We start from the raw sequence: 23,307 nt of genomic DNA, 5'->3' as shown, positions 1-23,307 counted from the left end.
CTTTGTCGAGAAGGAACATCTATATGGAAGCCCTCACTTTATGGAAGAGAAACAAATACAGCATCTGATTCAAAAATATCTATCTGGCAAAGCTAGCCCTGAAGAAATCGCCTTGCTCGAAGCATGGTACCTTTCAAAGCAAGAGGATGAGGTTATTTGGGATCTTAAAGATGATAATGTAGAGGGTCTACAAAACCGTTTAAAAGCCAACATCTGGAAACAAACGATCGAAAAACCAGTAGCAAAAAGAAAAAACACTGTTTGGTCATACCTCGCAGTTGCTTCTATAGTGCTTGTAGTAGCCTTTATCTATTTTTCAAAATCAACTTCCAAGGATAAATATTATTTAGCCGCCAAAACAACTACTAATCAGACTGAAAACAGACACCTCACGCTCCCAGACAGTAGTATTGTCATTCTTCGTCCGGGAAGTGAATTATTGATTTCTGAAAGTTTTGGAGAGATGAACCGGGAAGTGGAGCTTATCGGAGAAGCATACTTTGACGTCACTCCCAATAAAGAAAAGCCTTTTATCATTCGTACTGATCAGATAAAAACAACTGTTCTCGGTACCGCATTTTCGATTCAAGCGAATCCCAACAGCAATCAAATTGAAGTTCTTGTAGATCATGGGAAAGTTCGGGTAGAGAATGAACAAGAAGTGCTAGGAATAATAACTACTGATCAAAAATTAATAATCTCCGACAGTAAACAACTGAATAATAAGACGAAGGCTAGTATCCAAGTTGCGAAGAATGAAACTCAATGGAAAGAAGAAGATATGCACTTTGAATCCATGCCTTTCGGTCTCATCGTGAACAAGCTGGAACGTCGCTATCAAGTAACCATTGATTTTTTAAATACGGAATTAGAAAAATGCCATATGTCTGGCGTTTTTCAAGGGACTGAAAATTTAGAAGAAGTATTAACCAATCTATGTTTAACGAGTAACACATCCTATAAAAAAATAGCAGAGAATCACTATCAAATAACAGGGGAATCCTGTTTTAATTAATAAACTAACCCAAACTAAATAACAGGAATATGAAGAAAATTTACATGAAATAATACGAGAGAAAAGAAGCAAAACTCCCCCGCCCTCGGAAGCTAAAGGGAGTTATGAGATTTAACTTATTGTTTTACTTAAACCCATTACAAATAATGCAAAAACTATGGTTTTTTGCAAGGGGTAAACATTTAATTATTACCGCCTTGCATAAACGCACTAACTTTCTTTTTCTTATGAAGGTAAAATTAATATGTGCTGCGTTGTCTGCAATTTCACTCCATTTATTTGCAGCACCAGACACATTTGGACAGAATGTCCATACAACAACCGTTGAAATTAGTTTCAAACAAGCTACTTTAAAACAAGCGTTGCAAGAACTGGAGAAACAATCTGGTTTACGGTTTTTTTATCCAAGTGATATCGTCGCACAATTTGATAAAGTAACTTTAAGTACTTCCAAAGCTCCTATGGCAGAAGTATTGGAACAGCTTTTAGAAAACACTTCGTTAACGTATGTTCAGCGAGGAAAGAATATTATTCTTTCGGTAGCAAATAGAACGAGCAGTGCGCCAACTAATGAAACGGCAGTGTTCCAAAAAACAATATCAGGAATTGTCCTTGGAGAATTAAACAAGCCCATAGCTGGTGTGACTGTACAAGTGAAAAATGTAAGGAACTCTTCTTCAAATTTCAAATTGAATACGGCAACAGATCAAAATGGCCATTGGAGTTTAATTCTACCTCAAAACGAAGTAACCTTAGTTTTCTCCATGATCGGTTATGAGACGCAGGAAATAATGCTCAAAGAGCAATCTGAAATTAGGGTTTTACTTAAATCTGCCAAAGCTCAAGCAATTGAAGATGTGGTAATAACAGGTTTATTTGAAAGACCTAAGGAGATGTATACGGGTGCTGCACGATCCTTTACACAAGAAGAACTGCAAAATGTTTCAAGTGATAATGTGTTTACGGCGATAAAATCCTTAGATCCCTCGTTTCAAATGCCTGATAATTTAAACTTTGGCTCTAACCCTAATGTGCTTCCTGAAGTTACTCTACGTGGAGGAAATAGCTTATTAGATCCGAATACTTCTAGTGCCAGTCCGTTTAATTATGGGAATAGTCCGAATACCCCTTTATTTATTTTAGATGGTTTTGAAGTATTGCTAAGCCGTATCAACGATTTGGATCTTACTCGAATTAAAAGTATTGATTTATTAAAAGATGCCACCGCAACTTCCATCTATGGTTCTAGGGCTGCCAATGGCGTCATCGTCATTGAAACTATAAGACCTAAGGCAGGTAAATTAAACCTTACCTATACCGGTAATATGACCTTCGAGGCACCCGATTTAACAGGTTACGACGTACTTAATGCACAAGAGAAGCTAGCAATAGAGAATCAAATTGGCGTCTATAACAATAGTTGGAATTTTACCGATCAACAACTTAAAACTATCTACAACGAACGCTTGAGAGCGGTCAATTCTGGTGTCAACACGGATTGGTTAGCACAACCTGTAAGGACAGGTATTGGTCAAAAACATAATTTTTCTATAGACGGTGGAAAGGATGAAGTCCAATTTGGTGTGAATTTAAATTATTTTAATAATTCTGGGGTCATGAAGGGCTCAAACAGACAAACCATGACTGGTAATACCTTCTTGTCCTACCGGATAAAAAACTTAATGTTTAAAAATGATTTAACGCTCGTAAGTAATGTAGGCAACAACTCACAATATGGGTCTTTCAAACAATATACCCAACTAAATCCCTATTGGACGCCTTTTAATACGGATGGTTCTTACAAATTATATTTAGAGGAAATCTACAGTGAAGACACAGGTAATCGATTAATAAACTTTGATAGATACGATAACTTAACAGGTTACACTGGACGTCCAACGAATCCACTGTATGATGCGAGTTTGAATATAATGGATCAAAGTAAATACCACAGTATCATCAATAACTTTGCGTTGGAATGGCAAGCATATTCTTGGTTGAAACTACGAGGAACTTTCGCGTATTTATATCAGTCAGATGAATCCAATAAGTTTTTACCAGCACAGCATTCCTCATTTACAAATGTTCCTACATTTGAAAAAGGATCATATGGTAAAGGCTACGGTAAAAATCAACGGTATGAGGGTATTTTCTCGGCAAACTTCCATAAAACATTTGGCAAAAATTTAATATTCGCCACATTAGGAGCCAATATTTCTCAGGATGATAATCAAACACAAAAATTCTTAGTGCTTGGTTTTCCAAATGCCACCATGAATAACATCACGCAGGGTTTGCAATTTCAACAGGGAACAAAGCCTGAAGGGACAGAAAACATTAAACGCCTTGCCGGTATGTTTTCCAATGTATCCTTCGCTCATGATAACCGATTTTTGTTGGATTTCTCGTACCGAGTAGATGGTTCATCTCAATTTGGTATCAATAACAGATTTGCTCCTTTCTGGTCTGCAGGAGCGGGTTGGAATCTACATAATGAAGGTATCATTAAAAACATGGAAGCAATTAACCGATTTAAACTTCGTTATTCCTTTGGGTATACCGGATCACAAAACTTTGATTCCTTCTATGGATTGACCACGTCTAAGTATTTTACGGCTACCGAATACAGGGGTTTGATAGGAACCCACCTATTAGGCTATGGAAATCCTAATTTAGCTTGGCAAAAAACGCAGAAGAATAACATTGGTGTAGACATCACCTTATTCAATCGATTAGACTTAACGGCAAACTATTATATTGAAAAAACTCAAGGTTCAATAGCTTCTATTTCTACTGCCCCCTCCTCTGGATTTAACGATTACAAAGAAAATATGGGTGATTTGAAATCCAACGGTTGGGAGTTGTATTCTAAGTTTAATATCATTGCGAGCAAGGAAAATAGAAATAATTGGTCTGTTTTCTTGAATTTATTCTCGGTGAAAAATAAAATTGAAAGAGTTTCCAATACCATTGCAGCATTGAATAAAGCCGCTAATGAGCAGTTGTCCTCCACACCGATCATACGATATGCGGAAGGTCAGTCTACCTCTGCAATTTGGGCTGTCCCATCTTTGGGTATTGACCCGGCTACTGGTCATGAAATATTCTTAACTAAAAACGGTCAGTTAACCAATCTATACAATCCATTGGATCAAATCATAATTGGAGATGAGCGTTCCGATCTAGAAGGTACTTTTGGTACTAATTTCGAATATAAAGGAATCGGATTCAATGCCTTCTTACGTTTTAAAGTAGGTGGACAAGCTTATAATCAAACCTTAGTTGATCGTGTAGAAAATGTAAGTGTACCTCTCTATAATGTCGATAGAAGAGTTTCTGAAGAACGTTGGTTGAAACAAGGCGATCATACTTTTTACAAAGCGCTAGTAGACGCAGATGGTCATAGCAATACTGGGCTTACGCATGCTACCTCTAGATTTGTTCAAAATGATAATTTATTAGCATTAGAAAGTGTATCCATATTTTATCGTTTCAATGATAGCTTAACTAAAAAGTGGGGAATGAGAAATACAAAAATCACAGCTTATTCAAATGATGTAGCACGGTTTTCTAGTATCCGTAGAGAACGTGGTTTGGATTATCCTTTCAGTCGCTCCTTTACTTTGCAATTATCAACTAGTTTTTAATTAATGAAGATGGACATAAAAATGAACGTAAATATGAAAAAGCAATCCATCATTGGACTATCCATATTAGCATTAACCTTAGGGACCTTGAGTTCCTGCAATAAATGGTTGGACGTGCAACCAAGCACCCAAACCACCGAAGACAAGCAATTCAGCAGCCAACAAGGATATATAGATGCATTGATAGGTACCTATCAAAAAATGGCTGATAATAAAAGTTATGGCAAGGATTTAGGATATGGTGTTTTAGATGTTTTAGCCCAGCTATTCCAAAACAAAGCCAATCAGACTACCGACACCTATGGTCAATTAGCGCGGTATAATTATACTGATGCCGATGTAGAGACGACAATTAATAGTCTTTGGAATGAGCAATACGCGATTATCGCTCAAACAAATTACATATTGAAAGATATCGACGCCAATAAATCCATGTTTCAACAAAACAACTTTAATATAATCAAAGGGGAAGCTTTGGCGATTAGAGCAATGATTCATTTCGATTTGTTAAGGTTATTTGCACCTGTAAAGTCTCAATTGACGGCTGAAGATCAATCGACCATCCCTTATTTGAATGATTTTACGGTCAAACCAACCAAGGCTTTGGATTTTGATGAAATTATTGCACAAATTATCAGCGATTTAAATACTGCAGAAAATTTATTAGCTGTCAATACGACCATTGATCAAATAAAGGATAATACTGGAATTACGAATCTGGAAATATTTAATTCATTTCGTCAAAATAGATTGAATTATTGGGCAGTCAAGGGTATTTTAGCCCGAGTTTATCAATACAACGAGGACTCCGTCAATGCGTTAAAATACGCGAAGGAAGTTATTGACAGTGAGAAGTTCTTTTTTGTAAATGGGAACACCAATACCACCAATCCTACATTGGAGCTATCCAATGCCACATTTAGTACAGAACATATTTTCTCTGTTTATAAATCAGATCAAAAAATAGTTTCTGACCGCTATTTTAAAACCGAAAGTAGTGCCGCAGAAGGAGAAGATTATTTTTCTACGCAAAATAACTTAAACACCTACTACGAGGTTTCAGTTACGGGACATGCCATCGATATACGTGGTCCTCAAGCATCCAACAGCAGATGGAATGTGTTTAATACCTCTACCATTTACAGCAATAAATACCATGTTGGAGCGAATGTTATCAATGTAAATCAAAAACTTGTTCCTGTTATCAAATTAGCAGAAATGTACTATATCGCTGCGGAAGCAAGCCCAAGCATTGATGAAGCCTTATTTTATCTAAACAAGGTTCGTACGGCTCGCTTAATTCCTGCATTAAGTAATACAAACATTAGCAATGCGACTCAATTGGCAAATGAAATATTCAAAGAGTATCGCAAAGAATTTATGGCTGAAGGCCAATTGTGGTATTATTATAAACGCAAAAACCAATTGTCCTTACAAAATACCGTGGATTGGTCCTTTAATTTAGGAAAATATGTGTTCCCAATACCGAATAAAGAAATAGAGTTTGGAATAAACTAAGCAGTAAATAATGAAAAAATTAATACATATAGGTAGCTTATTTCTATTATTAACTGGAATAGTAAGCTGCAAAGAAGACAAACAATTAATGTATGAGGAAGATGCTCGTGTGTATTTTTTGAAAAATACAACCGCAACTTCACGTGATAGTATAGAACAAAGTTTTGCCTTTGAACCTAGTACCACATTATCTGATACGATTCCTTTAAATTTTAGAATTATCGGATTTCCTAAAGATTATGATCGTCAAATTGCCATACAGGTAAAAGATGGGGCCACAGCGAAACAAGGTTATCATTTCAAAATTGATAACTTATTTATTCCTGCAAATAGTTCAGAAGCTTCCACAGCGTTAATATTTTTCCGCCGCCCTGGATTAAAAGACAGCGTCGTTAAAGCTGATCTACTCATTGCAGAAAATGAACATTTTAAAATTGGTTATGAGGATCATATTGGAAATGCTAAAGTAAATCGGGTAACCTTAAAATTCTCAATTACGGATTTATTAAGTAAACCAACCAATTGGCCAAGGTTATGGCAGAACATGTTTGGTGATTACTCCGATACTAAAATCTTATTTCTCACTCAGCAATTAAAGTATACGGCATGGAATGCTGCTTTCCTATACCCTCAAGATCAAAGCAATATGATCAATAAAGGTAGAATTGCACTTTACGAATATGAGAAAGCGAATGGTCCTTTGATAGACGAAAATAATAACCGAGTTATTATTCCTTAATGATTAAATACATGAAAATAAATATCAGTAACCTATTTCTTGCCTTTGCATTGGGATTAATAATGTTTAGTTGTGCAAAGGACAACGGTAATTATAATTATACCGATATCCCTAAGATTGGTATTAACGATGAGTCTACCACTGGAACCTTATTTGTGCAACAGGGAGTTGCCTTAAAATTGAACCCTGAAGTACAATTAAATGGCAATAAAGATGATCTTTCATACGAATGGTTTGTTTATTTAAATTCGGCAAGTGCATCATATGTACAGGATAGTACAAAAATTGCAACTTCAAAGAATTTAGATTATGTAATAGACCCTAAAATCTTCACCATAGGGGAAAACTATAAGTTAACCTATAAAGTCACTAACAAAGCCACTGGAATATCTTCTTTCTATTTTTATCAAATTAGCATTTCTGACCTTTTCACACAGGGTTGGATGTTTTTAGAAGATAAATCTGGAAAGGCGGACTTATCAATGATTTTAAATAATGGAACAGTATACCACGACATCTATTCTTTCCGAAATAGTGAGTCTCCATTGTACAAACCAAAAGCATTTTCTATATCCAACGCTTCAATTTCTGATGATGTAGGCCCTAGTGGAAAGAAATACTACATTGTAGCCGACAAAGATGCCGTGGAATTGGATGGTACAACCATGAAAAAACGATTTGATTATAACTACTTGTTTTTTGCGCCTCCAACAGTAATTAATCCTCAATATATGGCTTGGGGTGGTAGCTCAGGAAATAATGTAGGCATCATTGTCAACGAAGGTCATGTGCACATCAATATGGTCGGAGGATTTCCAGGCGCTAAAAAGTTTGGCGCACAGCTTCGCGCTCCACAACATGGCTATGATTACGAATTAGCACCTCAGCATATTTCTGGAAATACCTATACGGATACTTATAATGTGATCATGTTTGATGCGAGAAACCAACGATTCTATGGCGTTACAACCAGTGCGTTAAACAGTTTTGATGATGCCAACCAAACCAGCAGTATCTTCGATATGAATAATATTGGATTAGACCTCATCAAATTAGATTCTTCCAACATTATTGAAATCCGTAATGCTGTCATGAAAGATAATGACGGTAAAGGATACCTATTGCAGTTCAGAACACATAGAAATGCAAATAATCCATCGATCACCATCGGAAAACAAGAAATAAATGCCCCAGGCATTTCTTCTGCCCTTGATGTTTCATCCTCTACCCTATCTCCGCACTTGTTTTATGCAAACAATACCCAGTTGATACGGTACGAAGTGACTTCCAACGCTTATACCTCTGAATACACCTTTCCTGCAAACGAAACGGTCACCAAAATCAAGTTTCAAAAACACGGATATGGAAATGCAGTTCCCCGTCTAATTGTTACCACATGGAATGGGACTGAGGGTAAAGTATATTTCTTTAAGATTACTCAAAGTGGTTCGGTAGAAGGCTTAGACAAAACCTTTACAGGTTTTGGAAAAATAATTGATTTAGCTTATAAATATTAATAAAAATGAAATTTAAAATAACAGCAGCACTACTTTTCACATCCGGCTTATTATTTGCCCAAAATACGATGGATGAAGAAACCAAACGCATCAATGATATCGCGCAAAATGGAAAACTAGCACAAAAAGAAGCACTAGCTGCAGAGCTATTGCAAGAATCGAAAAAATCCAAAGACGCAAACAGACTGGAAACGATCAGTAATTTTATCTACCGATTGGGTAAACAAGAAAGCTCCGATTCTTTAAGAAATGTGATTGCTAAGAAATTTCCAAAAAGCTTAGTAGCGCGCCAAGTATTTGTCACCAATGATTTTTATAAACAAAAAACGGCAATTGATAAAGAAAAGAGCTATAAAAAACTGCTAAAGACTTGGCCGATCCCACAGAATGATGAAATAAAAATTGCTTACGACTATTTGATTGCCAATATTGCGAGAACTTATGCTGATGAAGGCGATAAAGTCAAAGCCCTAGGTTACCTTGATCAATTGAATGAACGTTTTTGGCGTGCACAAGGCTATATTCCTGTCGCTACAACGCTTTTAGAAAATAAGGATACTGTGGCAGCATTGCCCCTTATTTTAAAATCCATTGAAGACGCAGAATACTACATTAAGCTTCCAAAAGAACAACAAGACAACCGTGCTGGATTTGCAGGTGTGGGGTATCCAGGATATGTCAGTCAATTAGCGGACGTATATAGTAACCAAGGCAAGCATGATGAAGTGTTGCAATTACTGGAAAAAGCCATTGCTTTAAAACCAGAAAACGCTTCGAAATTCAGTTCAGTATACTTTAAATCCTTAGCATTAGCTGGTAGAAAATTGGAAGCATTACAACAATTAGAGTTGATTTATAAAACGGGTAATTTCTCGCAGAAAGATAAAATGAAAGAAATTTACACCTCTTTAAATGGTACTGATAAAGGCTATGAAGCTTATATCAATAGACTAGACGTAGAGGTCGTGAAAAGTATTCAAGATCACATTAGCAAATACGCGACGAACAAGCCTACACCAGACTTTGAATTGTTGAATTTGAAAGGTGAAAAAGTATCTTTAGCAAGTTTGAAAGGTAAAACATTAGTTTTAGATTTCTGGGCAACATGGTGTGGTCCTTGTATTAATTCATTCCCCGGAATGCAAGCTGCTCAAGAAATGTATGCAGATGATAAAGAAGTGCAATTTCTATTTATCAACACCTGGGAAAGAGACAAAAACTATAAAGAAAACGTAGCAAGCTTCATCAGCAAGAATAATTATCCTTTTGAAGTATTATTTGATGATCAAAAAGATGCTGAATCCGGAAAGATATTAGCAGAAAAATTAGGTGTACAAGGCATTCCTGCTAAATTCATTATTGATAAAAATGGCGTAATACGCTATGCATTAACAGGCTCTACTCCTGATGTAAATTACATCAAATTAGAGATGAAAGAATTGATTGAAGCGACCAAAAAAGCAGCGGATAAAAAATCTTAAATCCATTGAACAGGAAAAATCATGTTCACTAATCCTTGTCCATGAGTTAAAGGCGCTTAACAAATCTGTTAAGCGCCTTTTTTAATGTTTTTGAAGTTTTTTTAAAAGGAATACGGTAACTTAAAAAATAATATCGTAATATTGCGATGTATATGTTAAACTTATGGGAATTACCAAAACAGATTTACACTCGATAGAACAAAATAAATTGTCTTTAATGTTTAAAGCATTAGGACACCCAGCACGTATCGCTATCATACAGCATATCATCAATCAACAAAGTTGTATATGTACTGATTTGGTGGTAGAACTAGGACTTGCTCAAGCTACTATCTCTCAACATTTAAAAGAACTAAAACATATAGGAATCATCCAAGGTAGTATAGAAGGAAAATCAGTTTGTTATTGCATAGATGAAGTAGTTTGGAAGGAATTTCAACAACTATTTCAACAATTTTTTAATCAAGATATCCAAACAAATAGCTGTTGCTAAAAATTTTTTATCCATTATCATCGTAATATTACATTTATAAAAACATCATTATGAAACTATCCGAAGTTAAAAGCATTTTGAACCAGTTAGAAACTGTAGAATTTCAATTAGAAAACGGACAATTTGTCCCTGAACATTTTCATGTTACAGAAGTAGGGCAAGTCCAAAAAAATTTTATTGACTGTGGAGGAGTTATTCGAACGGAAACAAAAGTAAATTTTCAATTGTGGAATGCAGACGATTATGACCATCGATTAAAACCAGGCAAACTCGCTCAGATCATCCGTCTATCGGAAGAGCAATTAGGAATTGAAGATGCAGATATTGAGGTTGAGTACCAGGCAGAAACAATAGGTAAATATGATTTAGATTTCAATGGAAAATCATTCGTATTAAAGAATAAACAAACGGCCTGTTTAGCTACAGATGCTTGTGGTATCCCTAGTCAAAAGCCTAAAGTAAAAATTGGCGAACTACCTATTCGTACTTGTTCGCCTGATTCAGGATGTTGCTAAGGTATCAACTGTATGAACTTAACAATGATGGATACCATCCAAAACCTCCCTTCATTTGAATCAATAACTGAAGGGAGAAAGAAAGCCTTACAAGGAGTAATCACGTATATTCAGGAAAAAGTAAACAGCAAAAAGGCCGTTAACCTGCACTTCATTTGTACACATAATTCTAGGAGAAGCCATTTATCCCAAATATGGGCCAAAATAGCCGCATTTCATTATGACGTTTCGAATGTAAATTGTTACTCTGGAGGAACAGAAATAAGTGAAATAAATCATCAAATCCTAGATACACTAAAAACACAAGGTTGTACCATTGCTCAGCTTTCCACTGGTATAAATCCTATTTATGCGGTAAAATTTACTGATAACGAACCCGCAATCATCGCTTATTCCAAAAAATTTGATGATATAATAAACCCTAAATCCTCCTTTGCAGCCATTATGACTTGCACGGATGCAGACCAAGGTTGTCCATATATCCCCGGTGCCGAACAAAGATTTTCTTTAGCATATGAGGACCCTAAAAAATCTGATGGAACACCTCTACAAACGGAAACCTATAGGCTTAGGAGTATTGAAATAGCGACTGAAATGATGTTTATTTTCTCCAAAATTGAAGGTAGCTTTTAAAATTAATATGCTGGACCAACGTAATTTTACCTTTCAATTTACTTACAAAGCTGTTGCTATTTATCGAATTCAAGGTAAAGCAGAGCGTACTATTTAATGTATAATTCTCTCGAAGTCAATCTTTTGCAGGAAGTATAAAACCAACCTCTTATTGCTTTCATCGTAGGAATTAATCCGATACTACCAATGAATTGATCTATCTTTACCTTGAACTCCAGTCACAATTTGCTCATCTGAGCCTCTAAAAAATGGAGGCCTTTTAGTTCGCTTTCCTTTGCTCTCCAATCTCCATTCATAAATTCCTCCAATTCCCTAATTGTTGAAGATTAACTTCCAACCCTTGGAATAATCAAGCCTATACTTATAATGAAAACAACAGCATCAGATTTACCCCATTCATCCTGTTAAAAAAATTTATTTTTCCAATAATAAAATTTTTACAAATCAATTTAAAACACTAAATTTCATATTATTAAACCAATTGTAACTGCCACTACTAAATAAGGTACCTCGTCCAAAACACATTTAGCTGCTACTTTTTAAAATCTAGAATTCCAACTTTTTAATAAAACATGAAATAAATACTATTTCATATTTTCATTTATAGGCTATGAATAATAAACTTTTAGGAATTAGGCGTATAGATCTTCCTCCATCATGGAAAAAAGATGTCCATAATAATTTTATAAACTTCATGATTTTCCAGAATGAATTGGAGGAAAAAGACATCATAGAGATTCTAAAATATGCTAAACAGGAAGGAATTACTAATCCCAGACCGATCACTCGAAAGATTTTTGAATTTGCATCCATATTACATCCAAGATTATATTTCAGCGCTAAAAAAGAAGCAAATAATCCATCCACAAATTCAGAACTCGAGCAATTCTTAGCCTCTATTAAAAAGGGAACGTTAAGCAAGCGCTATAAATATCTCGAACAATTTGATTTAACCCAGGAATATTATAACTCTTTATTATTTCTTGCAGGTTGTACTCTTAGTGCAGCTATAATCCAGAATCGCTATGCGGAAGGTACAATAGATAGTAAATTAAATAGGTTATGGCAATATTTGCATTACAGAGAAAAGGAATTTGGATTAACTAATGATATTGAAGATTTCAAAAATCAAATCATTTCAATAGGAAATGACCCTAACGATAGTCATTTGAATAAACTTAAACTCATTAAAAAACTATTCGCAAACATATTCCAGTCTATCAGTCAAAATCCCTTATCCTTTAATCCGAAAGAAATTAAAGCTTCAAACCTAAGTTCCACTGAAAAGGAAAAATTTGGATTTATAGCCGATTTCAAAAGTTCTTTACGCGAAAATTTAGTTGCAGTCTTTGTCTACGGATCATCAGTAACCAGTAAAGTTTTTAATGATTATGACGTTATCATCGTCGTAAAAGATGAAGACCAAGCCTTTAATCTTTTACAAGGAACCAATCCAACCTATCAGGGATTTGATATTAATTTAAGTGTCTATTCGCAGGAAAACTTTCAAGTCTATCAAATTTATTCTGGAGACAATTTAGATAATAATGTAATCTGTATATATGGAGAGGTGGAAATTCCTGTTAAATCAAAAGAAGTTCTGGTACTTCGAAACTTCAGTTTTGCAATTATTAGACTTCGACAATTATTAGGCATGGCTTCTTTTTTATCACAAGAAGGAAAACATTTTGGATTATCAGGCAACGAAAATATATACCATTATTTCATCAAGATACCGATGCATATTACGAAGGGAGTTCGTTCTGCCTACGGAGATCCAATTGATAAGGAAATTATCAATGAGTGGACAAAGCAACAATTCCATTATTCCATTGATCAACAAATGCAATTATGTACCGAGAACCGTACATGGGAAGCGATATCCAACGCCTATATCGCTACTTTAAAAGTTATGGATGCCTTAAATGAAGAATATCACTTTATCAAATTCTAATGAATATACCTATCAAAGATTTCGTGAAGACTGCACAAAGTGAAGCCTTTATCGCTCAACTTCAAGATTTTGGATTTTCCATTGATCTTTCTGAACAGCAAAATGATGCCTGGCAATTTGAAATCACCGAAACTTTATGTCAACACTATCCAACTGAACGAAGTCTGATCGAGCATTTTTTTAATGAGCTACCGCTTGAATTTGATGCTCTGCCAGATCTGATTGAAGGAGAAAGCAAGGTGATAAAACTTATCACAGCAAAATTAGTGATGGAGAAGTTTAAACCTACCGTTTATTCCTATACCCATAATCGCTACGGTATTGCAGAAGGAACAGACAACTTACGATTAAAATTCACCTCCGAATTATATAGGCAACTTGAACATTATCAAGACAGTATAAACCATAAACCTGTTAGTTCATTTGTTGCGGAAATCAAGAATGAGCAAGGACATTTCATGGTACAACGAAAAGTAGAGAGTTGCAACATTGAAATACGGATCAAGCGATACCATATTGGGTCACCATTACATCGATATAAATACACCGAAGAATATGAAACAGTCTTAGGTGATCATGCTCCATTAGAGAAATGGAGCCGATTTGAATTTCCCATTGTCTGCTTTGATTGGAGAAACCCTTTGAAAGACCATGAAGGAAATCGATTAGCTGACGAACCTATTTCAGATGATTATGCCATGGTCTGGATGAAGAATGTGCCTTATGCAAAAGAAATGGCAAGAAATCTATTTTTATGGATTGAGAAGTTATTTAAAGCAAAAGGAATTATCTTAATAGATATGTGCATTTTCGTGGATAAATCGGGCAAGTTAATCTATGGTGAAGTAAGTCCAGACTGTATGCGAATCCGTTGGGACAGTCAAGACTTGGAACATGCGAAACCTTTATGTAAAGACAATTGGCGAAATGGAAATTCTTCCGATGACTTGAAAGAACAATATCAGAATTTATACCATATTGTTTTTGACACGCATGAATAATCATCAAATAATAGCTTTAGACGGTCATGATGCCGTAGGAAAGACCACATTAGGTCAACTTCTCGCTGCGCAATTAAATGGAGTATATGTGCGACCCTTTCAAGGAGATTATGGAACACAACTAATTAAGCTAGCTGATGAAGAAAAATTTGAGGAACTTATCACCTTTGCTGAAAACCGTTTCCAGGAAATAAAAAAAAGTCATATCCATGAAACCTTGATCTTCGACCGCCATTGGATGACAGTGCTATCGCTATTACCCAAGACCTATTGGCTAAAATGGCAAGATTTCCCTAAAACATTTTTATTAACTGCCCAACTAGACACGATAAAACATCGTTTATCCCAAAGAATTGAAAAACAATATTCAGATGAATACCATCAATACTACTTGACTTTATATCAAGAGTTGGCCAAACAATTTGCTGTTACCACTTTGAATACGGATCAGCATACTCCACTAGAAATGTTAAACCTAATTAATGAAATACTTTAACGGTTATTCATTTTCCTCGAATTAATTCATTACGATGGAAACGAAATAAAATCAGTTAGTTAAAATAAATTTATGGATTATCGTTAAGACTAACATCTTCTATCTAACCAATACATAAAGAAGATGAATTCAACCCATATTTTAAAAAAAATCTATAGCTGTCTCGTCGCTGCACTCACGGTTAGTGCCTTAGTTTTAGTGTTAGGCAATAGTGGAACTATTTCATGGTTACCAGCAATCTATATATTTTCTAGCATTATTATCCTCTTAATTACTTCATTAATATTTCCTTTCATTTGGCATCATCGAGAAAAATCCGGCGAAATAAATAGCATGCGTATAAATAAGTTGTTAAATCAAAGTATCATTTACGCACTTGCCATTAACTTAGCAACATTTGGATTTAAAAAAATTGTAGGCCTACAATTTATTGTTCCAGAAGATGTAGCAATAAGACCCATGAATCAACAATCAGGAGAATGGTTAACTTGGTTTTATTTTGGCTATTCCAAACCATTTGCTACCCTATTGGCTCTAATTCAGATCATTGGTGCCTACCTGCTGTTTTATCGTAAAACCCAATTATTTGCTACATTATTACTTTTGGCATTCATGGTAAATCTAACGTTGATTAATATTTTTTATGGATTAAATCTTGGAGCTACTTTACAATCCATCTTGATTACTATAGGGCTTACTTACATCTTGTTATTGTATTCGAGACCACTTATTCACGCTATTTTCAACTCCAACGTAGAAATTGCAGGATTTAAAAAATCAAATACCTTCAACTTGTTTAGTTTGTTGGCGATAATATTTTCCATTAGTTTTGTTCTTTATTTAAAATACTTAGGCTAAATCAGAATTCGTGAAAACTCCATTCAAGTTTCTACTCATGTTATACCTCCTTACATCCTGCAAAGGCCAGTTTTATGAGGTGGAAAAGTATAAAAGCAGTTCCACGATCATTAAACGAGGAAAAATTGAAAGTGTACTATTTTCAAAAGATGCAGAATGCTTTCTCTTCAATCTTGCTATATCTAGGTTTACACCTACTTTAAAAGAAATAAATCAAGCTGAAATCATCCTCCAAAAAAATATAAAAGCTGCAAATTATCCAATATATAATCAGGGCAATGGCTGTCCAGTAATACATAAGAATTTAAAAAATTATAAAAGACAATATTTTGGTTACACGGATGGTAATGGCAATAAACTATTGTATGTTAACTTTTTATGGGCCAAGTATACATTGTTCGATCAAATGAAAGGTTTTTCCAAAGCTGATTTCAAGGAATGGAAGGACCAGCTCGTATTTGGTTTAGATGGATGCAGCCATTTTTGGCAAATTCACATCAATTTAACGAAACAAAAATTAGAAAATTTACAGGTAAATGGATCCGCATAATACAGTGATAATTAGTTCACTAAAGCTGCCCATGCCAATAATTCAGGATAAATATCTTTCACTTTTAATTGGGGATTCTTTCTGTATATCGCCAGTAATTCCTTATTAAACGCTTTCGATTTTGGAAATCCCTTAATCCTCATTTTATCATTTACATGGTCTATCACCTGGATTAATATGTTCTCATTCTGAGGAAATATGTCGTATACATATAAAACAAATAAGCCCCAGGTGAGGTATTCATCAAATACTTTAATTGCTGTTGGATAGTGTTCCGTGGATTTGACAGTAGCATCTACCCAAATTTCCCGTTTATCAAACACAGCACCTATCGTATCCTTAAATTCATCACTAAGTGGTCCTACATAATTATGATCTATTTCAGTAAATATGACACGACTATTCATCGCTACGTTGTATTCTTCGGTCCAATTAGACTCTTGTTTAATCGTAGGCAAATACAATAGCATTTCTTTGAAATTATTATCAGTAAAAGTTCTGGTCGCATTTATCCCTCCAATCAAAGGAGAAGTCAAAACTCGATAACTATGGATTTTATAATCAAATTTAGATTCTAACCACTGTTTTTGTTTATCAAGTTCCCCATATTTCTCATAATCAACAATAATCTTTTTATAAGTTGGAAATTGCTCCTGATAAAATTTTCTATAATTCGATACTTTTGCAAAATCTTCAAACTCCTGCAGATATTTCTCTATTGGATCTTCCTCGATATCTTTAGTGCCCACCCCTTTCGCTGGAAAGTTATAAACTTTCGTGCGGACTAATTGATCTCCCTCAAACTGAAACCCGTAGGCATTAGACGATAAGAAAATGTAATAGATGATACTCTCGTTAAGTAAAGAATCTACAATTTGAATAGCGCGATGATTAGCATATGGTTTGAAGTGATGAATCACCTCTTGATAATAGTTGCTTTTCTGATTAACCATATTAGAGTCTTGAAGTCCAGTAGCAGATATAGCCATCAGTACATAAGTCAATTCTTGGACTTCATTAATTTCTATGTTTACTTTATTATCGTTCAGCCTGCTATATTCATTTGTAAATCTTACATCTTTTGTTTGTGTATAGACAAAAGAATGAATTAGAAACAAGAGTATGATTATCCCTATTTTTTTCATAAAACCGAAAGCTATATACGTTAAACTTACAATTTTTTCTGAATTATAAAATAATTTTTAACAGATATTTAGCCTTGTTAATCATATCGCGAATTCCTGATTTATAGGAAACAATTAATTGGATAACCCATGTAAGGACAGTAAATTTACCTTGCGAAAAAATTAATTAAATATGACATCCCAAATAACCTTAAAAAAATACCAATTGGAAGATTTCGAAGTATACAAACAACTCGTAAGCGATGATGAAGTGATGCATTATATATCTGGAAAGGGTTTAAGTGAAAGGGAAGCAAAGGAGAAATTTCATTCCATATTAATCATAAACAACCAAGAAGTAGAGTTAGGTACATTTAAAGTACTAAACGCAGAAAACTTATTCATTGGAGATTGTAAACTTGAACGATATAAACATAATAATGCTCTTTTGGAGATAGGATATATTCTTAAACGTGATTATTGGCAAATGGGCTACGGCACTATCATTTGTGAAAAATTACTTCAACTAGCAAAAGAATTTGATCCGAAACTCCAAGTGATTGGCATTATTGACCCTGAAAATATCGCCTCTAGGAAATTATTAGAGAAGTTTGGATTTAAAAGCTATTTTATCGGAATAGAAGATGATTTGCCAACAGAAAAATTAATCTTAACCGTTTAAAATTCGATAGAAGTGTAGTTCTTTTCAAACTTTAATGGCCCATCATGTTCGGTTTTCACCTAATTACAAAAAACAAGATTAGTTAACTTGTTTTATACTTATATTTTTTCTTAAAACTCCTGCTCATATCTAAGAAATCGTCTTAATTCAATAAAAAAGAAAAATATATTATTTTTTAATTGGCTCTAAAAGGTAAGCTTAAAAATAATAGACTATATGGTATAAAGGACTTTTGAAAAGGTTGTGCATCTAAATCCATTAAATCATCACTAATTTTTTCTTAACAAATGAGCGGGCGCCAGGAATGTGTAGTAAATATGAGAATCAGTTAATTGTGTTTTACAGCAACAAATAGAAAACATAGTTTTCTCGATGTCTAATGACAATTGGATAATAAATGCAAGCTATTTTAGTAATATCTTAAGCTTATCTTCTAAATCTTTACCTTTCAAATTGTGTCCTATTATTATTCCTTTTTCATCAAGCAAATAGCTATTGGGCAATCCTCCAATTTCATACAACTTAAAAAGGGGGGATTGATATCCTTTCAAATCAGACAAATGTATCCAATTTTGAGTTTTGTCAGTTTGAATAGCTCTCAGCCATTCTGATTTCTCATTCTCTTTATTGAATGATATTGCTACAATTTCAAAGTTCTTATCTTTATACTTATTATAGATGTCCAAATAAAATAGATTTTCTTGGCGGCATGGAATACACCAAGAAGCCCAAAACTCAAGTAGGATTACCTTCCCTCTTAATTGTTCTAAAAATACTTCCTTTCTAGAAGTATCAAGCATCGTGAAATTGGGCGCTACAGCACCAACTGATAGTTTTTCAAATCGATTGATTTTGGATTTGACCCTTGAATCTTGATTTGTATCAATAAAATTTACTGGAATTCTCTCGTAAAACTTCTTCAACTCTAAAACATTATATTGATTTAAATATCTGTCTATTAAATCAACAGAAAATTCAGAAAAATCGTTATTCTCTAGAAAGTTTAGATCAAATACTTGATGTTTCTTTATGAAATCCTGCAATTGTTCTTGATGCTTAATTGCTTCATCATCTGTCAAAATGCCTATCATCATTTTATCAAGATATACTCTATTTCTTTGGACCGCAAGAGTTCTTAAACTATCCGATTCAAACCAATATTTAGAGTAAATCGAATTTAGTTTATCTGCATCAATTAAAGCACTATTCAGCGTTTCTCCGCTTATTATTATTTCTGAAGCAGATAAATAAAATTGTCGGAAACTGAGCAATACTGGAGGTACTGATGATTTATTATTAGTCGTGTCAAAAATACCTAATGTAACGAGTTTCGGCTTATCTATTGACCCAATAAACGTGAATTTACCATCTTCGACGATTGCGGAATTTTTGTTATTGTCAGAGATTAAATATACTGTATGGTAACTTTTAAGCTCTTTAATGTCTCCATAAACAGAATACTTTAATTGAGCAAAACAGAAATAGGGAAATACTGCCAAAAACAACACTAAAACTTTCATAATTAATAGTTTATAACAATTTAAATATAATAAAATGCAAAGAAATAGAAATATTAAGTTTCAACATTTACCTTTGCCACAAAACAAACTAAGCGGGCACCCAGAATGTTTAATTGTTTTAATAATCAGTGAGTTGTGTTTTTAAAGTAACATATAGAAAACATAGAATTTCCTGTATTTTTTGACAATTGGATTATAAATTTTGAAAGAAAGTTTGAGATGAAGTTCTTTACGACATAGAAAAAAATGTTCCTGTTATATCATATGATATAACAGGAACATTTAATTATTGTCATCAATCTTCACGAGAACCATCATCGGCCATCCGAACAATTTTTGGCGAGAAAGTAGCTACAATATTCACTAAATCCTTTTGAGCTGACATCACCGTATGAATATCTTTATACGCCATAGGTGCTTCATCCATTCCTGCTCCGATTAAGGTAATGCCATGATCTGACAACAATGTCTTAAGATCATTTTTACGTAATGTCTTTATAGCTTTTGTACGGCTCATAAGCCGTCCTGCACCATGTGATGCCGAATTAATAGAAGTTTCCTCACCTTTTCCACGTACCAAAAATCCTGGTGTAGCCATAGAACCCGGGATAATTCCCATAACGTCTTTGGAAGCAGGTGTAGCCCCTTTACGATGTACGATCACTTCTTCACCATTGATTTGCTCTTTCCAAGCAAAATTATGGTGGTTTTCTACTTTGGCTAATAATTCAGCTCCTAAGGCTGATTTTATTTTAACATGAATCATTTCATGACAAGCAGAAGCATAATCACCAGCCAAATTCATCGCCAACCAATATTCATGTCCTGCCTCAGAATCCAAATCTAAGTAGGCCAAATTTTGTGCTTTGAAAGGTAACTTACATAATTCCTTTGCCAATTTGGTATAATGATCTGCTATGGTAGCTCCCATTCCTCGAGAACCTGAATGTGTCAATAATGCCAAATAAGAACCTTTTTCAATATTTAAAACCTCATCCTTCTCTTTGAACTCCATTACCCCAAATTCCACAAAGTGATTACCTCCTCCAGAAGTACCCAATTGCGTCCATGCCTTGTCCTTCAATTCTCGAATGAAAGCATTAGTTTCAAACAAGGAGTTATCCAATACAGCATGATCCGAGCGTTCGTGCTTTAAAAAACCATGACCTGCACCAAATTTGGTGTTGTCGATTATGATTTTCTTCAATTTATGATGTTCTAAATCTAAATAAGTAGCAGGTAAATCAAAAACTGATAACGCCATTCGACAACCAATATCCACACCTACACCGTAAGGAATAATCGCATTTTTGGTAGCCAACACACCACCAATGGGCAATCCATATCCTTGATGCGCATCGGGCATCAAGGCTCCTGCAACAGTTACAGGAAGCGTCATAGCTACATTCATTTGATCTTTAGCACCTTCCTCAATATTCTCTACACCATAGACGGTATATTCATTGGGTTTATCATTCAGTGTAATCAGCTCTTCATCAATCTTTTCTATATTTAGCAAGATATTCGCCAAAGGCTCAAAAGTTGGATCTTCCAAAAAGGATTCAGGAGTTTCTAATACATCTTTAAACTTTTGAAGCATCTCTTCTTTTGTGAGCCCCAAACGTTTTTTATTAATTTTCAATGCTACTCCCATAGCATGATTTTCTTTATATCCTAAAGCAATCAAATCGTTGCCATTTATTCTTTTATTTTCCATTAATACTAACTCATTAATTGTACAAAATTGTACGTATCTCAACCAATATAGATCGCAACAATTCTATATTTAAAGTTTCTTTTAATTCACTTGTGATACTCAATTCGTTTATTTCATCTTGCAGAGTAACAGCCTTATCTAGTAACTCTTCATAGGTATATAAACCAGATTTTATCTTAAGCAGTTCTTCTCGATTTGACCTTTTAACCCGTAAATCTTTATGAAGCAATATATCCTTAGCGACTTCCTTCAGGCGTATTGTATGCATCATATTCTTGGCATCGTATCCAGTATTATGGTTCAAGTTAGCAAGAAATCGTTTTTCATTACGATTAGATTCCCAATCAAAATATTCCTTATAATTCTTGCAATGCTGTGCAAATGAATCTTGATTCACCACTAGATAAGCTTCCAATTTTTCACCTTTAGGTATGGATGAGCAGGACACGTCACAACTATCAGGTTTTGCTAAAACTCCTTTATACTTTCCATTTGTTGAGTCATGATACAAGCCGTATGTCCCTTTGCAATGATTCAATTTAGCTAATCCACAATTGGTCTGATCCCAACCTTTATTTTCCAACCATTGAACAAAAGGTTTGGCATCATTACCTTCTAGAATATAGCAAAAATCTAACAATGTTTTTCTGTCCCGTGCTATCGGATTATTGATTTTCTTATTTAGACCTTTTGCTTTTTGAACCTGAACCATTGCATAATTCGAAAATGTCTTGACAGCTTCCAAGGAAAGGCAATCTCGAATATTCAAATCTTCCATCAAAGGATGCTTATATCTCACACAATCAATAGGGGTTGCTAATATTTCCAAAGCACTCGGATTACTCTTGGACAAGAGTTCGAAAAACCGACCCAACTCGTAGTAAACCACATCATTTTTTTCATCCGCAACTTGTGCTATATATTCACCCGAATAAAAATCGACTTTAGGAAGATAGAAGACACCTTTTATATCCATGTCCGAATCTTTAGTAGCCAATCCATAAGCATGGCTACCAGCCACTACTTCAAAAAGTATTAATCCATTAGCACGAAGCGCTTCTATAGTCATCTTCCAATATTTTTAAAAATCCAACATTTGCCAATTCTTTACTTATTATCATTGCATCCAAAGTATCGGCGTAAGTCCATATTTGGTCTTGTAATTCTATGATGAATTTTCTCATTTCATCTGAAAGATTAAAAACAAAACTTTCTTCAAGCTCTAACTTCAGACTTCTCAACTCTTTACATGATACTTTTATTTTCTCCGGAAGCAAAGTCATCAAAGGTTCAAACTCCATAGGCGCATAAGTCCCAAATTTCATATTCCAATAAGCTGAAAGCAAAGAGCGCATGATATAAAAAAAAGATTTCAATTTCATTTCTTCAAAAGATACAGCTTCCATTCGACCTTTAACTATCCCCAAATAATGATGTATATGTCTTTTTGACACATAAAAATTTGGGGAAACTGATTTCATATAGTTTCTAAAATCCTTCTTTTCACAGTAAACTATAGGCGATTGCAACCATTCAAATGGAGTCACATTACTCTTATGAAGTAGCAAAAACACTTTCTTGATGTCCCAGCCTACAAAATCCAAATCATCCACTATGGCGAACCCCAATTCAGTAGATTCTTCAAATACGGTCATATAATGATCCTTCTTTCTTTTATAGATAAAACGAACATCATAGTCACTATCTGTTGATGGAAAACCCCAAGCTCTACTTCCAGATTCGCAAGCAAACAATATTTCTATGCCGTGCTTTTCTTCTATTTTCTTCAATCTTGATATTATTTTCATTTCCATTAATTCCCTATTTTTGGTTAGCGGTAGCAACCT

20 protein-coding genes are annotated in these 23,307 nt (G+C 34.4%); 15 read left to right on the top strand and 5 right to left on the bottom strand.

Features of this window, described 5'->3' with window-relative positions; translation table 11 throughout:
* The first annotated feature begins 40 nt into the window (after positions 1–40).
* The 14 genes from ACFRAE_RS10495 (at position 41) to ACFRAE_RS10430 (ending at position 16,417) form a co-directional block, all read left to right on the top strand.
* Positions 41–1,015: a FecR family protein gene (locus tag ACFRAE_RS10495; protein WP_422797110.1), complete on the top strand. Its 975-nt coding sequence runs from the start codon at positions 41–43 to the stop codon at positions 1,013–1,015.
* A 227-nt stretch (positions 1,016–1,242) separates the two neighbouring features.
* Positions 1,243–4,662: a SusC/RagA family TonB-linked outer membrane protein gene (locus tag ACFRAE_RS10490; protein ID WP_422797109.1), complete on the top strand. Its 3,420-nt coding sequence runs from the start codon at positions 1,243–1,245 to the stop codon at positions 4,660–4,662.
* 33 nt (positions 4,663–4,695) lie between these two features.
* A complete protein-coding gene (locus ACFRAE_RS10485) occupies positions 4,696–6,180 on the top strand; it encodes a RagB/SusD family nutrient uptake outer membrane protein (protein WP_422797108.1) in 1,485 nt (494 codons plus the stop codon).
* Between the two features lie 10 nt (positions 6,181–6,190).
* On the top strand, positions 6,191–6,919 hold the full coding sequence (locus tag ACFRAE_RS10480; protein WP_422797107.1) for a DUF4843 domain-containing protein: 729 nt from the start codon (positions 6,191–6,193) through the stop codon (positions 6,917–6,919).
* Between the two features lie 11 nt (positions 6,920–6,930).
* Positions 6,931–8,436 carry a PKD-like family lipoprotein gene (locus tag ACFRAE_RS10475; protein WP_422797106.1) on the top strand — a complete coding sequence of 502 codons (1,506 nt, stop codon included), beginning with the start codon at positions 6,931–6,933 and terminating at the stop codon, positions 8,434–8,436.
* 5 nt (positions 8,437–8,441) lie between these two features.
* Positions 8,442–9,917 (top strand): redoxin domain-containing protein, encoded by a 1,476-nt coding sequence (locus ACFRAE_RS10470; protein WP_422797105.1) that lies wholly within the window; start codon positions 8,442–8,444, stop codon positions 9,915–9,917.
* A 163-nt stretch (positions 9,918–10,080) separates the two neighbouring features.
* A complete protein-coding gene (locus ACFRAE_RS10465; RefSeq protein ID WP_422797104.1) occupies positions 10,081–10,410 on the top strand; it encodes an ArsR/SmtB family transcription factor in 330 nt (109 codons plus the stop codon).
* A gap of 50 nt (positions 10,411–10,460) precedes the next feature.
* Positions 10,461–10,925 (top strand): DUF6428 family protein, encoded by a 465-nt coding sequence (locus ACFRAE_RS10460; protein ID WP_422797103.1) that lies wholly within the window; start codon positions 10,461–10,463, stop codon positions 10,923–10,925.
* 24 nt (positions 10,926–10,949) lie between these two features.
* Positions 10,950–11,558, top strand: coding sequence for a protein-tyrosine-phosphatase (locus ACFRAE_RS10455; RefSeq protein ID WP_422797102.1), 609 nt, complete (start codon positions 10,950–10,952; stop codon positions 11,556–11,558).
* A 610-nt stretch (positions 11,559–12,168) separates the two neighbouring features.
* A complete protein-coding gene (locus ACFRAE_RS10450; protein ID WP_422797101.1) occupies positions 12,169–13,512 on the top strand; it encodes a hypothetical protein in 1,344 nt (447 codons plus the stop codon).
* Positions 13,512–14,513 (top strand): phosphoribosylaminoimidazolesuccinocarboxamide synthase, encoded by a 1,002-nt coding sequence (locus tag ACFRAE_RS10445; RefSeq protein WP_422797100.1) that lies wholly within the window; start codon positions 13,512–13,514, stop codon positions 14,511–14,513. Before ACFRAE_RS10450 ends, ACFRAE_RS10445 begins: the two co-directional genes overlap by 1 nt.
* Positions 14,506–15,009, top strand: coding sequence for a hypothetical protein (locus ACFRAE_RS10440; RefSeq protein WP_422797099.1), 504 nt, complete (start codon positions 14,506–14,508; stop codon positions 15,007–15,009). Before ACFRAE_RS10445 ends, ACFRAE_RS10440 begins: the two co-directional genes overlap by 8 nt.
* 123 nt (positions 15,010–15,132) lie before the next feature.
* Complete coding sequence (locus tag ACFRAE_RS10435) at positions 15,133–15,867, top strand: hypothetical protein (protein WP_422797098.1); 735 nt, start codon at positions 15,133–15,135, stop codon at positions 15,865–15,867.
* A gap of 10 nt (positions 15,868–15,877) precedes the next feature.
* Positions 15,878–16,417 carry a hypothetical protein gene (locus ACFRAE_RS10430; protein WP_422797097.1) on the top strand — a complete coding sequence of 180 codons (540 nt, stop codon included), beginning with the start codon at positions 15,878–15,880 and terminating at the stop codon, positions 16,415–16,417.
* 11 nt (positions 16,418–16,428) lie between these two features.
* Here the strand turns inward: ACFRAE_RS10430 and ACFRAE_RS10425 are convergent, their stop codons facing one another.
* Positions 16,429–17,562 (bottom strand): DUF4932 domain-containing protein, encoded by a 1,134-nt coding sequence (locus ACFRAE_RS10425; protein ID WP_422797096.1) that lies wholly within the window; start codon positions 17,560–17,562, stop codon positions 16,429–16,431.
* Positions 17,563–17,734: 172 nt separating this feature from the next.
* Here ACFRAE_RS10425 and ACFRAE_RS10420 point away from each other — a divergent pair, with 172 nt between their 5' ends.
* Positions 17,735–18,223 (top strand): GNAT family N-acetyltransferase, encoded by a 489-nt coding sequence (locus ACFRAE_RS10420; protein WP_422797095.1) that lies wholly within the window; start codon positions 17,735–17,737, stop codon positions 18,221–18,223.
* A 404-nt stretch (positions 18,224–18,627) separates the two neighbouring features.
* Here the strand turns inward: ACFRAE_RS10420 and ACFRAE_RS10415 are convergent, their stop codons facing one another.
* The 4 genes from ACFRAE_RS10415 to ACFRAE_RS10400 all read right to left on the bottom strand — a co-directional run bounded on the left by ACFRAE_RS10415 (position 18,628) and on the right by ACFRAE_RS10400 (position 23,268).
* Complete coding sequence (locus ACFRAE_RS10415; RefSeq protein WP_422797094.1) at positions 18,628–19,743, bottom strand: redoxin domain-containing protein; 1,116 nt, start codon at positions 19,741–19,743, stop codon at positions 18,628–18,630.
* A 295-nt stretch (positions 19,744–20,038) separates the two neighbouring features.
* Entirely contained in the window at positions 20,039–21,460 is a 1,422-nt protein-coding gene (locus ACFRAE_RS10410; RefSeq protein WP_422797093.1) for an RtcB family protein, read from the bottom strand.
* A gap of 13 nt (positions 21,461–21,473) precedes the next feature.
* Positions 21,474–22,529 (bottom strand): DNA polymerase beta superfamily protein, encoded by a 1,056-nt coding sequence (locus tag ACFRAE_RS10405; RefSeq protein ID WP_149912366.1) that lies wholly within the window; start codon positions 22,527–22,529, stop codon positions 21,474–21,476.
* Entirely contained in the window at positions 22,504–23,268 is a 765-nt protein-coding gene (locus ACFRAE_RS10400) for a nucleotidyltransferase domain-containing protein (RefSeq protein ID WP_422797092.1), read from the bottom strand. Before ACFRAE_RS10400 ends, ACFRAE_RS10405 begins: the two co-directional genes overlap by 26 nt.
* Positions 23,269–23,307 lie beyond the last annotated feature (39 nt).

Source organism: Sphingobacterium sp. HJSM2_6 (genome assembly GCF_049316305.1).
In the GTDB taxonomy this organism is placed as follows: domain Bacteria; phylum Bacteroidota; class Bacteroidia; order Sphingobacteriales; family Sphingobacteriaceae; genus Sphingobacterium.
Note: the sequence above shows the minus strand (reverse complement) of the source record. Positions and strands in the feature narration are given on the sequence as shown.